General features: G+C 58.8%; 11 protein-coding genes and 1 pseudogene. 10 read left to right on the forward strand and 2 right to left on the reverse strand.

The window, feature by feature from the left end:
• From J8I33_RS00505 to J8I33_RS00535, 7 genes are all read left to right on the forward strand, one after another.
• Positions 1-1278: a cytochrome c gene (locus J8I33_RS00505; RefSeq protein WP_050012790.1), complete on the forward strand. Its 1278-nt coding sequence runs from the start codon at positions 1-3 to the stop codon at positions 1276-1278.
• A gap of 67 nt (positions 1279-1345) precedes the next feature.
• The gene (locus J8I33_RS00510; RefSeq protein ID WP_306427012.1) at positions 1346-1873 is read left to right on the forward strand and encodes a DoxX family protein; all 528 of its coding nucleotides are present in this window, start codon (positions 1346-1348) and stop codon (positions 1871-1873) included.
• Positions 1874-1935: 62 nt separating this feature from the next.
• Positions 1936-3042 (forward strand): porin, encoded by a 1107-nt coding sequence (locus J8I33_RS00515; RefSeq protein ID WP_089489432.1) that lies wholly within the window; start codon positions 1936-1938, stop codon positions 3040-3042.
• A gap of 488 nt (positions 3043-3530) precedes the next feature.
• On the forward strand, positions 3531-6035 hold the full coding sequence (locus J8I33_RS00520; protein ID WP_209932568.1) for a type VI secretion system Vgr family protein: 2505 nt from the start codon (positions 3531-3533) through the stop codon (positions 6033-6035).
• 62 nt (positions 6036-6097) lie between these two features.
• Positions 6098-9181 carry a lytic transglycosylase domain-containing protein gene (locus tag J8I33_RS00525; protein WP_245171236.1) on the forward strand — a complete coding sequence of 1028 codons (3084 nt, stop codon included), beginning with the start codon at positions 6098-6100 and terminating at the stop codon, positions 9179-9181.
• Positions 9182-9195: 14 nt separating this feature from the next.
• Positions 9196-10071 carry a hypothetical protein gene (locus J8I33_RS00530; protein ID WP_209932570.1) on the forward strand — a complete coding sequence of 292 codons (876 nt, stop codon included), beginning with the start codon at positions 9196-9198 and terminating at the stop codon, positions 10069-10071.
• Positions 10072-10094: 23 nt separating this feature from the next.
• Positions 10095-10346, forward strand: coding sequence for a PAAR domain-containing protein (locus J8I33_RS00535; protein ID WP_050012786.1), 252 nt, complete (start codon positions 10095-10097; stop codon positions 10344-10346).
• 2 nt (positions 10347-10348) lie between these two features.
• On the opposite strand, the gene tssF is transcribed toward J8I33_RS00535, so the two are convergent.
• The gene (gene tssF, locus J8I33_RS00540; protein ID WP_209932572.1) at positions 10349-12145 is read right to left on the reverse strand and encodes a type VI secretion system baseplate subunit TssF; all 1797 of its coding nucleotides are present in this window, start codon (positions 12143-12145) and stop codon (positions 10349-10351) included.
• Positions 12146-12548: 403 nt separating this feature from the next.
• Between tssF and J8I33_RS00545 the strand changes: the two are divergent.
• The 3 genes and pseudogenes from J8I33_RS00545 to J8I33_RS00555 form a co-directional block, all read left to right on the forward strand.
• Positions 12549-12803, forward strand: a pseudogene (locus J8I33_RS00545) (porin); the annotation flags it as partial.
• Between the two features lie 290 nt (positions 12804-13093).
• Positions 13094-13591, forward strand: a complete 498-nt coding sequence (locus J8I33_RS00550; RefSeq protein WP_209932574.1) for an NUDIX domain-containing protein — start codon at positions 13094-13096, stop codon at positions 13589-13591.
• A gap of 3 nt (positions 13592-13594) precedes the next feature.
• Positions 13595-14095 carry an AAA family ATPase gene (locus J8I33_RS00555; RefSeq protein ID WP_209924939.1) on the forward strand — a complete coding sequence of 167 codons (501 nt, stop codon included), beginning with the start codon at positions 13595-13597 and terminating at the stop codon, positions 14093-14095.
• Between the two features lie 50 nt (positions 14096-14145).
• Here the strand turns inward: J8I33_RS00555 and J8I33_RS00560 are convergent, their stop codons facing one another.
• Positions 14146-14688, reverse strand: coding sequence for a cysteine hydrolase family protein (locus J8I33_RS00560; RefSeq protein WP_209924940.1), 543 nt, complete (start codon positions 14686-14688; stop codon positions 14146-14148).
• Positions 14689-14721 lie beyond the last annotated feature (33 nt).

Genomic DNA, 14721 nt, shown 5'->3' on the forward strand with positions numbered 1-14721 from the left:
GTGCGGAAATCTACTCTCACCTTCCTCCTCGCCGGCTGCCTCGCGCTGCCGGGCCTCGCACGCGCGGCCGATTCGGCCGATCCGGCGCAAGTCAAGCGCGGCGAATACCTCGCGGTCGCGGGCGACTGCATGGCGTGCCACACCGCGAAGGGCGGCAAGCCGTTCGCGGGCGGCCTCGGCATGCCGGTGCCGATGCTCGGCAAGATCTATACGAGCAACATCACGCCCGACCCGGACACCGGCATCGGCAACTGGACGTTCGACGACTTCGAGCGCGCGGTGCGGCACGGCGTGTCGAAGAACGGCGCCAACCTGTATCCGGCGATGCCGTACGTGTCGTACGCGAAGATCAACGACGACGACGTGCAGGCGCTGTACGCGTACTTCATGCACGGCGTCGAACCGGTCAAGCAGGCGCCGCCGAAGAACGAGATCCCCGCGCTGCTGAGCATGCGCTGGCCGCTGAAGATCTGGAACTGGCTGTTCCTGAAGGACGGCGTCTACCAGCCGAAGCCGGCGCAGAGCGCCGAGTGGAACCGCGGCGCGTATCTCGTGCAGGGCCTCGCGCATTGCAGCACGTGCCACACGCCGCGCGGCATCGCGATGCAGGAGAAGTCGCTCGACGAAACGGGCGGCAGCTTCCTGTCGGGCTCGGTGCTCGCGGGCTGGGACGGCTACAACATCACGTCCGACCCGAACGCGGGGATCGGCGGCTGGACACAGCAGCAGCTCGTCCAGTACCTGCGCACCGGCAGCGTGCCGGGCCTTGCGCAGGCGGCCGGCCCGATGGCCGAGGCTGTCGAGCACAGCTTCTCGAAGATGACCGAAGCCGACATCGGCGCGATCGCGACGTACATCCGGACGGTGCCGGCGGTGGCCAGCGGAGACGCGAAGCAGTCGCGCTCGTCGTGGGGCAAGCCGGCCGAGGACGGCCTGAAGCTGCGCGGCGTCGCGCTCGCGTCGTCTGGCATCGATCCGGCGCGGCTGTATCTCGGCAACTGCGCGACCTGCCACCAGATGCAAGGCAAGGGCACGCCGGACGGTTACTATCCGCCGCTGTTCCACAACTCGACGGTCGGCGCACCGAATCCGACCAACCTCGTGCAGGTGATCCTGAACGGCGTGCAGCGCAAGGCCGGCAGCGAGGACGTCGGGATGCCGGCATTCCGCCACGAGCTGTCGGATGCGCAGATCGCCGCGCTGACGAACTACGTGACCGGGCAGTTCGGCAATCCGGCCGCGAAGGTGACCGAGCAGGACGTCGCGAAGCTGCGCTGACGCGGCATGCGACGAAGCAGGGCGACAACGTAAAAGAGGAGGAGCACAGCACATCGGGCGGGCCCCGATGCCGGTTGTTGCAGAGCGGGGCGGGCGGCGCGATTGGCCGCTCGCTCCGGTTCACAGGCAATCCGGTGCGTGCGGTTGCGCGCGCATCGTTTTCGTTGATCACACCATGACACCGAATCAACCGTTTCTCGCGTCCCAGCGCGATGTGCTGCTGCTGCTGTCCCGAATCCTGCTCGTGATCCTGTTCGTGATGTTCGGCTGGAAGAAGATTATCGACTTCTCCGGTACGATCGCGTTCATGGGCAGCGAGGGCGCGCCGGCTCCGATCATCTCGGCGGCGATCTCCGTCGTGATGGAGCTGTTCGTCGGGATCGCGATCCTCGTCGGCTTCCAGACGCGGCCGCTCGCGCTGCTGCTTGCGCTGTATACGATCGGCACCGGCATCATCGGCCACCACTACTGGACGATGACGGGCGGCGAGCAGATCAACAACATGATTCATTTCTACAAGAACATCGCGATCTCGGGCGGCTTGCTTGCGCTCTGCGCGGCCGGCCCCGGACGTTTTTCGATCGATCGCGGATAAGCGACCCGAGGCGCGTGCATGGGGCGCGCGACGGACGGTCGAGACTTCGAGGGGGCATCATTTTGCGACTCAAATACTTCGCATGGCTGATTGCGGCCGCCACGCCGGCGGCTGCGTTTGCGCAGACGAGCGTCACGCTGTACGGCCGGATCGACGGCGGCATCGAATACCTGAACCACATCGCGAAGCCGAACGGCGGCAGCGGGACGCGCTGGAGCGCGGAAAGCGGCGACTGGGGCACCAGCATGTTCGGGCTGAAAGGTGTCGAGGATCTCGGCGGCGGGATGTCGACCGTCTTCAACCTGGAAACCGCGTTCCAGGTGATGAACGGCCAGACGGGCGGCGGGCGCATGTGGTCGCGGCGCGCGTACGTCGGGTTGAAGAGCAACACGTGGGGTCAACTGCAGGCCGGCCGCAACCTGTTCATCGACAGCGACGGCGTGTGGGAATTCGATCCGTTCGTGCAGCAGGCGTTTTCGTCGGCGTCGCTTGTGCGCGGCCGCAACTGGCAGCAGAGCAGCAACAACATCGAATATCACAGCCCGGTGATCGGCGGCTTCGACGTGCAGGCGCAATACGCGTTCGGCAACCAGTCGCGCGGCTTCAACTACGGCGCGGCCGACGATTTCGGCCGCTCGGACGGGATCATGATCTCGTACCACTCGCCGGTGCTCGACGTGCGCGGCATCTACGACGAACTGCGCGACAACAACGGCAAGTTCAGCAACATCTTCACGGCGTCGCGCGAGTACTTCGTCGGCGCGAACGTGAAGGTGTCGAAGTTCAAGATCCAGGGCGCGTATACGCACTACCAGGCGCCGGATAGCCCGGCTGGTGTCGCCGACCGTGCGGATCACTACTGGCTTGGTGCGACCTACTCGGCGACGCCGCAGTGGGCTGTGACAGGCGGCGGGTATTACGTGAAGGTGGGTGATGGCGGTGGAGACGCGTCGCACGATCCGTCGGGGCACGCGATCATGTACGTGCTCGGCACGACGTACAACCTGTCGAAACGGACGTTCCTGTATGGCACGGTCGCGTATGCCCGCAACGGCGGGAATTCGAACTTCTCGCTGATCGCGTCGCCGCGGGATGCGACGTCTGGGACGAGCCCGATGACGGGCGAGTCGCAGACGGGCGCGTATGTGGGGATGATGCATACGTTCTGAGTGTAGGCAACGCCAGATACGCAAAAGGCACGGGTGATGAACCCGTGCCTTTTGCGTTTACAGCGCTTGCGAAGCGTTCTGGCAAGCGTGCTGATGTCGGTCGGCGGAATCAGAGGCATCGTATCGGTTATGTGGCCGCGACATGTCGCTCTGCCATCGGTTCGCCGGCTCGGGCGTGGCTTACATACGTATCGCGTTGCGGGTGCAGTACACGCGCGATTGCGTCACACTTTCTAACGTTTGTGGACCGGAAACTTCAAGGCAAACGTCGGTTGCCCGATTTATCGCCGTCTGACTGATGCCAGCTACGGCGGGCACTTTCGCTGCAGACGTCGAATGCATCCCCCGACGGGCCGCGTGCCTATACTGCCCCGCGACATCGTTGTACTCGAAAGCATCACGTAAGCTCCCGTATCGATGAGATACCAATCGGCCGCCCGGCACCGCCCGGCGGCCGTTTTTGTTACTACACGGTACGGGGTAGCTTGATGGTTTCCGATCTCCTGAACAAGGCACTGCGCACGCAATACGTGCAACACGGACGCATTGTCCGCCTCGATACGCCGCTTGGCGAAGACTGGTTGGTCCCGCTCTATGTCCGGGGGCGCGCATGCCTCGGGCGAGACTTCGAATTCACCATCGACGCAACGTCGACGCGACTCGAAACGATTCAGGCGAAGGCGCTGATCCGGCAATCCGTGACGCTGTGGATTCGGCAAATGGACGGCAGCGAAATGCCGATTCACGGCTATGTGACTGCATTCAGTCGCCTGGGCGGGGACGGAGCCAATACCTACTACCAGCTCCGCTTCAATTCGTTCCTCGCGCTGCTGCGCCTCGGCAGTGACCGGCGCGACTGGATCGAGACGTCCGCGCAGCAAACCGTGTCCGATGTGCTGGGAAAGTATCCGCAGGCTGCCAGTAACTTTACTTGGCAACTGCGCCAAGCGTTGCGTTCGTATTCTCAGCGGATGCAATGGGAATCCGACTGGAACTACGTTCATCGTACATTTGAAGAACTCGGCCTTTTTCCGCGTTTCGATATCGCGCAGGACGGCAAGTCGCACAAGGTCGTCATCATGGACGACCTTTTGTCGGTTCCCGAGTTGAAGCACAAGACCATTTTGTTTAGCCGCTCGGCGCAGAACGAAGAATTCGATGGCCTGAGCGAGTGGATCGATTCGCAGGAAATCCAGTCGGCCGAACTCGACACAGGCACGTTCGACTACAAGCGTCCGGATCTTTCGAAGCACGTCACGATGTCTGCGTTCGATCTTGACGATGTACCGGGGTTGGGTGAGCAGTACGAATACACCGGGTCGCATACGTGGTCCGATCGCGACATGGGCGAGGCTCAGGCAAACGTTGTCACCGAAGAGTGGCGCTCACGCGCGCAACGCTTCTACGGTGTGGGCGCATTGCGTTGCGCATGGCCTGGCCGCTATGGGGTGCTGACCGGGCACGCGGTGCATGATGCGCAGCCGGATCAGGATCGTGAAATGGCGATTCTCTCGGTGAACTGGCTCATCCAGAACAACGTGCCGGGACTCGAGAACCTGATGCGTTTTCGCAGGAGCCTGCGCGCTGAAGTCGAGCAAGCGCGCGCGAGCGGTGCGGGTTCGTCCGTACGCCATGACGACGGCGGCGTGGGATTCTTCCACGTCGAAATCGAGGCGCAACGGCGCCGCGTCGCGTTTCGTAGTCCGTTCGAACACAAGAAGCCGATCATGCAGCTTCAGACGGGCATCGTCGGCGGTCCCGAGGACGAAGAGATTTATACGGATGCGATGCTGCGTGCGAAGGTGCGGCTGACGTCCAATCGACTCAATGACGGCGACCAGAACGTGTCGGCGTGGATACGTGCGGCGATGCCCGATGCGGGCCACAAGCGCGGCGGCATGTTCCCGCTGCGCAAGAACGACGAAGTCTTGATTGGCTTCATCAACGGCAATTGCGATCGTCCCGTGATCCTGTCCAGAATGCACGGCGGCGAAAGCATGCCCGAATGGCACACGCACGGGCTGACTTCGGGCTTGCTGTCGCGCGAGTACGGCGGTGAAGGTTATAACCAACTGATGATGGACGATGCCAGTGGGCAGAACCGCGTGCATTTGTACTCGACGAGCTATAGCTCGCATTTGCACCTGGGCTATCTGATCCAGCACTCGGGCAACACGCGCGGCGCGTTCATCGGGCAGGGTTTTGACCTCAAGTCATTGAGCTATGGTGCGGTGCGGGCCGAGCAAGGGCTCTACGTGTCGACGCAACCCGCCGCGACCCAACCGCTGAGTGTGACGGCAGCGTCCGAACAGCTTACCCGCGCCGAAGCAATGCTGGCGACGACGTCGAAGGCGAGCCAGACGAATCGCGCGCAGAGTCAGCAAGACGGCCACGATGCACTGAAAACTTTCACGGACGCAACGCAGCACCCGGTGGCTGGCACGACCAAGGGCGGCCGCACGGCAGGCGGCGGCACGGGCAACGCGAACGGCTTCGCGAAGCCGATCATGCTGCTGTCGAGTCCGGAAGGCATTGCCGCATCGACGCAAGGGTCGGCGCATATCACGGCAAACAAGCAAACCAACGTGGTTGCCGGAGAGGACATCAACCTCGCAGCCGGACGGGCGTTACTCGCCAGTGTGTTGGAGCAAATCAGCCTGTTTGCGGAAAAACTTGGCGTCAAGATCTATGCGGCGAGCGGCCCGATAGACCTTCAGGCACAGAATGATTCGATGAGTTTGGCCGCTTCGCAAGATGTGAAGATTACGGCGGGCAAGAAGATGTATCTGTCGGCCGATGAAATCTGGATCGGCGCGAACGGCTCGTATATCAAGCTGACGGCGAACATGATCGAGAACGCAACGTCGGGGCAGATTGTAGAAAAGTGCGCGAATTGGGAGAAAGCAGGAGCTGCAAGCGGTACGCTGAAAAACCCGCTGCATTCGTCGCCGGTATCGGTCGACGGCGGGCGTTTTACGCTGTTCTCCGGTTGAATCGCACCATCGGCATAATGTCGACATAAGAAATTCTGAAAACCGAATCCGAGTCGGGAATCGTGAGCAAAACGACCCATAAGAAGAAGCATCCTCCAGCAGCCGCGCCGCAATCGGCCCCGAAACCAACGGAACCTGCGGATACGCCGCTGAGCTGGGCGTATCCATTCACGCCGGTAGGTAAGGCCGACGCGGCCGACCCGATGACGTATTTCAAGGCGCTGGCGAAGTGCGAGAACGGTTTTTATCCGCTAGGCGTCAGCGGCATGTGGCACGGGGGCGTGCACTTCGCCGACGGCAGCGCCGAAATGTTGAAGCAGGACAGCGGCGTGCGTGCCATCGCGGACGGCAAAATTGTCGCGTATCGGCTGAACACGCAATACGAGGAAACGACGTACCCGAACAACCTGGGTCTGGCGCACTACTCGACCGGCTTCGTATTGGTTCGACATGAGCTGAAATTACCGCCGAAACCGGCACCGAAGGACCCTGCGAAACCGGCTCCGGCTTCGGCTCCCGCGCCGGCATCGACTAGTGCTGCGCCTCCTGCACCCGCTCCAGCCGATAATGCCCCGTCCAACACCAAACCGGCGAACGACAAACCACTCGTGTTTTTCAGCCTGTACATGCATACGATGGATTGGGCGACCTATCAGAAGGCGATTGAGCAGGCCAAGGCGAACCCGAAGCCCGATCCAGAGCTTCCCACGCCGATGTCGTACTGGGAAGGCGATCGCTATTATCGAGTCGGCGATAAGGCGAAGGACCAACAATCGGTGCCGAAGGCGCCTGTGCAGTCTCCCGCTACGCGTACCGATGGGGCAGACAATCTGCCGATCAACAACACCAGCCCGAACGAACCGATACCGACCGATAGCGATCAAGATGTGGCCCTACCGGCTCCCCAGACGGGATTGCGCATTCGGGAATTGCCAAACGGGAAGTGCAAGATTCTCGGGATACTGCCGACTGGGGCCGAAGTGATTGCCGGTGACGGCGATCCCGCACACACGGATTGGATCAAGATCAAGGCCATCAAATCGGGCACGATATTGCCTGCCGAAGTGGGTAAGCCGGTATCCCCCCAAGCGCCTTGGGGCTACGTGTTCAAAGGGGAACTGGATGCCGTTGTCGATCCGAAGCCGCTCGACACGGTTGTGATCCTGAAGGTGCCGCAGCGCATCAAGGCAGGCGAAGTCGTCGCGCATGTCGGCCAGTATCAATGGCCCATGAAGGCGAGTCCGATACCGCCGAAGCCGAACTACCCAATGTTGCATCTCGAAGTATTCGCGGGCGCGGATTTCAAAGATTTCATGGACCGAAGCCGCGCGCGTGCCAAAGAACTGAACGATAAAAACAAGCCGCTTCTGGAAATAGAGCCGGGGGCCAAGCTGGTCACCGAAATTCCCGCGCCCGATCAGAAACTGACGCAGGCGGGACTGAAGCTTGTACCGCTGGCCGATGCAAAGGGTTCGCGCTGGGTCAAGGTGCAGCCCAAGAGCGTGACAAATGTGCCCGCGAAGGGCAAGCAGAAGGCCACGCAGAATTTAGCAAACGTCGGGAACCCGATATGGGTAGAGAGCAGTCTTGCGAACACGATCAGTACCGCGAATGTGTCAGGCTGGCAGAACTTTCCGCTAGACGTTTCCAAGGCAAGCGGGCCGGGGGCGGATTTCCGGGACGTGCTTCGTCGTGCTGAACTCGACAAGCTTGGCGAGGGTAACGTTGCAATCGACGACAAGGGCCATCATTGGTGGAACATCACGATTGGTTCGAAGGATGGCTCCGAACTGAAAGGCTGGGTGTGCGACACTGGCCACCTTAACGTACAGTTTCGTAGTCCTTGGGAATGGCCGGGTTTCGAATTGGTCGATAACGGTAGTGTTGGCCCTGCCGACATGTTCAAACGCCACATCCATACGACCGAGCAATATCTGGCGGACGAGGACGGCACGGAGTTTATGGGGGAAGCGGCGAAGGTTAACGCTGGCGAACTCATCACGAAGATCGAAAAGGCGATCGATACGAATCACGACGGGAAGGTGTCGGCGCAGGAACTGAAGCACGCACTGGATACGCGCTGGATGGCCGAAGCGGTCTCGCACCTTATAGTGCGCAATGAAACCGAATGGGGCGGTGGCCTCGGCAAGTGGGAAGATCTCTCCCCGCTCATGAAGACGCAGAAGGAGATGTGGAAGACGGAACTTGACCGACTCGCGAAGCTTCAGTGGTGGGAGGAAATCAAGGGGATTGACGGTTTCCCCACAGACCTTTCGCCTTGGCACTTTCATCCGATTGGATTGATCGGGAATTTTCTGGTAAGCGGAGGATGCGATTGTGCTGGTTCTCGACTTGAGCTATCAAGCATGCGGAAAATTGCGACAACCTGTGGTGACGCAAAAATTAACGAGTACCTTGATTCTATAAATCAGGCATTTGTCGATTACAAGATCAATACATGCATGCGGCGCGCTTATTTCATATCTCAAATACTTACGGAAAGTGGCGAGTTTAAATATACCCGGGAGCTGTCAAAGAATAATGCTCCGCTTGAGTATGACCCGTGGCGAGGTCGAGGGTTGATTCAACTCACGCACAAGGAGAATTACCAAGCCTATCAAGATTATTCTGGCGAAGACGTAACATCCGGGATGCCGGCGATTGAGAAGGTTGAGAAGGCGCCGCATTCGGTTTTATCGGCAGCTTGGTTTTTTGCTATTCATGTGAATTTGCTTAAACCTAGCGAGGAAGATGATTTAATTTGGGCTTCTCGAATTATTAATGGTGGATTTAATGGGTATGATCATCGATTGAGCTATCTCAATCTGGCTATCAAGGCTCTTGGGCTAGAGGCTTGCACGAAGCTGAATCGGGCAGGTATATATAAATTTGAGGAGAGTCGTGCCTATAACGAGAAGCGTGCGTCATTTGGTTGGGGTCATTGGCACGATCCCGGTTCGGCAGTCTCGGGTACGTCAAAGGATAAGGACGAGGCCATTAAGGGATTTAGGCGATACCTTGATCTTGATGATGCGGCAGGTAAGCCGGTGGATAAGCACGGCAAGCCAAAGGATCAGAATTGGTATCACATTGCCGTTGTGCGCCCACATGCTGAAGCGAGACTTTTAGCACTGATGGCGTCCTAATTAAAGGTTGGGTCATGAAGCAAAAAAATGTATTTAGTATACTATTTGTCTGTGCGTTGAATATGTGTGCCCACTCTTCTTTGGCGCTATCTGGTGAGAATAAAATAGTTGGCGACTTTGAAGGAATCGGAAAACCCGGAATTTTCACATCCGAAGCTGCGCATAATGGGTTGAATGTTCAATACTACTCGCCTTCTTTGGGGCGATCGCTTTCGTATAGGGTTGAGAGTTTTGATGAATGCAGCATGATGGGTATATATATAATTCCGCATACAAACCTATTGGCTGTTGATGGAAGTTGCTCCAGTCAAGGAGGGCAGATATATCGCTACATCTACAAGTGGAGTGCCAGCGAAAAAAATTGGTGCTTGATCCGGCAAGTCAATGGTGAAAAATCTGATATTACGTCTGGAGTGGTGGTGCCAGTAGAGGATGTTTTGCGGGTAAATGGATGTGCGACTATAGGAAAAAACGACTCGCTGACGTACAAATCGAAGGATCAAGTGCGGAGCGAAATTCGCAGTGAATTGGATGATTTTAAGAAGGCTGCCCAGCAACAGTCGTCGCTAGAGAGGTATATCGCCGAAATGCCGGATTTTCGTGTGGCTGAGCTTGGGTCATATATCGATGCTGGCAATGTTGAGGATATCAATAATTTGGCATTTTATTTGGGGAAATATAAGAGAAGTGGTGATGCGGTGGAGGTATTGCAGTTTTTGGTGAAAAAATTCCCAAGCCGAACCGTGGCTAGATTGAATTTGGCTGATGCATATTGGGATATTGACGCCAAAGAGTTGGCGGCTCCGGAGTATCGTGAGTATAGGCGGCAAATGAATGAAAAAGGGATTTCCGCAAAAATCCCCCCTCGGGTCCTAGATAGGATGAGGTAATTTATTTTTCAACACTTTAAAATGTGATGAATCTAATTCGAGTTGGTGACGGCACCGACCACGGCGGTAAGGTTGAAACTGGATCATCGACCATGAAATTCGATGGCCGTTACGTCGCTCGTAAAGGCGATCGCGTGTCGTGTCCGCAGCATCCCAACGTGTCACCGAACCTCATCGAGGAAGGCGATGAATCGATGAAGGACAACGGCATTCCGATTGCGCGACACGGCCACCGAGCGACGTGCGGCTGCCACCTGATTTCGAGTCTCGCGTAGCGCTATAGCAGCGGCACGATGCTAGTCCGCATCGGACAGCGCACGATCACGGAGCCGTCGTTCTTCGACAGGACGACGAGCTGGGTGAAGCTGTTGGCGGGCGCGTAGCGCGACAGGTACAGGTCGAGCAGCAGAATCAGCGTACCCATGCTGTTTTCAATGAACGCGCTCTCATCTGCCGCCATCACAATTTCGAAGCCTCTCACTAGGGCCGAATGCGGCTTGATCGCCAGTAGTCTCTCGACGACGTTTCGCTTGACGAACGAAATCGCCCCGACGTGTTCGGCGCGTCGGTCGCTCGGTGCAAGCTGGCGCATGAGTTTCACGAAGTCCGGCCATCCCTCGCGTGTCAACTGCGCCAGGTTGGCTGTCGTCAGTGCGAGCACGCGCCACTGCGCTTCCGACTCACGGGACGCGCTATACGTCGGTGTCGGCTGTTTCAGCAGCGTAATCCTGCAAGGCATTTGATCGTTTTCGTTTTTCAGATCGCCCTTGAGGGAGCCGATCCGCATTCGCGAAGGCCAGTCGCGATTCGTGCAGGTAAGATCGGCACTCAATTGCAGCGGCGTTTGCGCCACCGCCGTCCCGTCCGCGCGTAGCAGTACGAGCGACGTTTCACGTCCGGGGTGATGGATTGCCGCGTAGCGATCGTGGCGCGTGATCCAGAATCGTTCGCCGGCGCCGACACCCCACGCATTCAGTGGTGGAATAGCGGTCCCGTCTGACACATCGCGAACCGCATCAACCGAATAGATGCCGCGTATGTCTGGTCGGCTCGGTTTCGGCACGACGGGATAATCCGCGGCGATTTCGCCACGCGACGACTTGACACCCATATGCTTGAACAGGTTCACGATTGGCGTACAGAACAATCCGATGTTGTCCGCCGATAGCGGGGTGAGCGCTTGCGCGATGCGTGAATCGGCGTGCATGCCTTCGATCGCCAGATGCAGTGTTACGCGCCGCGCGCGGTTCATTTGGAGAGGTTTGAGACATCGGCGTAAATGAATGTCGACAAAATCGAACTTGTCCGGAAATCCGACGTATTCCAGCAGCGGTTGAACCAGCGGCGAATTGTGCGACGGCGGCAGCAGCATATCGTCCGGGCCGAACCCGACCGGAGTGACCGGTATCCCCGCAATTGGCATCCACCGTCCGCTGTCGTCCGCTTCGACAAATGCGCCACGGACGCGCAGCAGGACCGTATCCAGCAGCGCGACGACGGTCTGGCGTTCTCCAGCGAAATGGACGCGCAGCGTGTTGGGCGAAACCGCGCCGAGCGGTGAGGCGGCGACCGTCGGCTCAATCGTGATGGAAATGAAGCTGGTTGTGTTCGGCGGCAATGCGACTTGTGCCGGTGCGACGGTGCTGCGCGAGAATCGAGCGTTTGCGATGCGGATCGGCGCAAGCGTTACGTCATAAGCGGTTCGAAAGCGAACTTCCCCGCCGCGCGACGTGAGCTCCATGCCACGCGGCAAGACGACCGGCTTGCCCGGTAATTCCTTGATCGGATCGGAGCGAGCGATCGAACATGCAGGGAACGGTCGCAAGTAGTGCGGGTGCAAGACATGAAGCAGCGCTTCGGTGAACTTCGGTGCGCCGTCGTCCAGGTTGGCCCGGATTTCGGCTGCAATCAACGCGAACGCCTGCATCATCCGCTGGATGTGTGGGTCTTCCGTCTGTCCGCCTGTAAAGCTCAGGCGGGCGGCAATTCGTGGATACTCGTTGGAGAAGGTTGCGAACTGATCCTCCAGTTTCGTCAGTTCCTGTTCATAGTAGCCGCGCAGCTTGTCGTGCATATCCAACGTCGTCAGGCCTCTGCAGGTCACGACGTGCGTCGTATTGTCCAACGGTCATCGTAGTCGAATCTTCATCCTCCGAGTTTCTGCAGTCCGATAGTCCGAGGCCAAAATATGAGTCTGACGAGATTACGGAAACTGCACGACGGCGGGACAAACCGCCTGCGTTCGCATGCGATTGATATTCAGTAACTGATATTGACGGGTTTTGGCATCAGCCGTGGTTCCTTGAATCTCGACGTGAATATGTTTCGCAATGTGAACTTCGAGGGGCGGCTCGTCGAGATAAAGCCGTGACGGCAGCCGCCGACGCGGGACAAGATCAGCGGGTTGATGTCGGCAGCGGGATGCCGACGGTCTTTAATCTGGAAAAACCGCGTTCCAGGTGATGAGCGGTCAGACGGGGTACTACGCGAAGGTGGGCGACGGCGGCGATGCGTCGTACGATTCGTCGGGGCACGCGATGATGTAAGTGCTCGGCACGACGCGCAACCTGTCGGAGCGCACGTTTCTGTACGGGACTATTGCGTACGTGCGCAACGGCTGCAATTCGAATTTCTCGCTGCTCCCGAGGCCGCGTGGCGCGACGTCGAGTACGAGCCCGATGACGGGAGAGTCTCCGACGGGCGTGGGGATGATGCATACGTTCCGAGTGTAGGCGCAGTGCACGCAAGGCACGGGCGAGGGCAGCCCGTGCCTTGTTGCGTTTGCGGCTTTGCCGGATCATTGTGACGTGCACATCAGCGCCGGCGCGCAGATTGAGGTGCGCCGGGCCTGCCTGCGGGCCGCTATATGGCTCCCGCGCATCGGTTGTTCATCTTTTCGCCGCGAGTCTTATAGCTGGCCTTACGCGTCGTGCTACCGATAACGTGCGCTGGAGGGATTCACATTTTATGACGTTTATGGGCTGAAAATTCTGCGACGGCTTGGCTGTCCCGGAGGATGGAAGTGGTTTTGGCTGAAAACACTATCGTGCAAATCAAGAACAAGGTACTGGTCTATGTTACGTGGCGAGACCGACTACTCACGTTTACCCAACCGAAGTTCCCGGAAGCCGGGAGGCAAGTGGTTGCCGGCACGATGAACCACGGCGAAGTGCCAATAGCCGCCGCGCTACGCGAGCTTCGCGAGGAGAGCGGTATCAGCGACGCTCAAGTCGTGCGTGTCCTCGGCGATTACTTCTATTCGATGAAGAAATTCGGAAGAAGTGAGATTCAGCATCGACATGTCGTGCATGTCATGGTGAGTGACGCCATTGCAATGAAGGCGCACTGGACGCATTTCGAGGTCGACTCAAGTCCCGGTGGTGAGCCTATTGAATTCCGCTTCCAGTGGTTTCTCCTTTTTGGAGAGGAATTCACGCTGATCGGTGGGCACGATTTCTTCTTACCCATGCTGAAACACTTCATGCGCGAGCATCAACATGCGCGGTTGAACAGAGACTGAAACATGAAGGTTTGCATCGTAGGCCCGTCGGGTGCGGGGAAAACGACTATCGCTCGGGAGTTGGCTCGGAGGTTCGATACTGACGCGTATGAATTCGACAACGTCTATTGGGACAAGAGCGGTGAAGAGTATGTGAAGAACTCGGATCAGGCGATGGCTGACGCTATCGCGACGATCATCGCCGAAGCCGGCTGGGTCGTCGAAGGCGCGTACGACAAGCGAATGTATCCGCTGCTTGCCGAGTGTTCACTGATCTTGAAGGTCGAAGTCCCGTTCCGTGTGCGCGTGATACGCCTGATCAAGCGCTTCATCGGGGCGACGGTGACCGGAAAGTTACCTAGGGAGACCTTCCGGAACACCATCGAATTGACCAAGTTTTCGTTCCGCTTCGACAAGCGGCTCAGCGATTTTCTGTCCGCGGACGCAGTGCTTTCGACGAAGGTCGTTTCAGTCCGCGACACATCGTCGAGCATTGAAGCAATACGTATGGCAGGGCTCTGCTGACGCTATAGCCGGCCCGCGCTGATCCATCGCGATCCGATCGGCGCCGTGCATCAGAACACGCATGCCTCGGTCTTCGTCAGCACCGCAAACGGGCCCGCCAGCGTCGCATTGTGATGCGCGACGATCCGCTCGGCCGGCAACGCAGGTGTATCCATGCAGGTATGCGCATCGGCAACGAGCACCGCGCGAAAGCCGAGATCGCCGGCCGCGCGGCACGCCGTGTCGACGCAGTACTGCGTCTTCATCCCCGCGATCACGATCTCGCCGATACCGGCCGCATGCAACCACTCGGCGAGCCGCGTGCCCGCGAAGCAACTTGGGCGAGTCTTGTCGAACACGATGTCGCGTGCGGTATCGATCGCAAGCTCCGGCAGCAACGCGGCCAGCGGCGCGTCGGGCGAAATCGGCGAGCCGGCCGGGCCGGTGTGACGCACGGCGAACACGGGCGCGCCGGCTTCATGCGCGCGACGAATCAGCTGGTTGACGTTGGCCAGCACGCGTTCACCGTCATACGGACGATCTGGACCATGAAACAACCCGACCTGCATGTCGATGACGAGCAGTGCGCGTTTCGGGAAAGGGACTTCGGACATTGCGTTTCTCCTGAGTGGCCGATGCAGACGGAG

The organism is Burkholderia sp. AcTa6-5, assembly GCF_017815075.1.
Classification (GTDB): Bacteria; Pseudomonadota; Gammaproteobacteria; order Burkholderiales; family Burkholderiaceae; genus Burkholderia; species Burkholderia sola.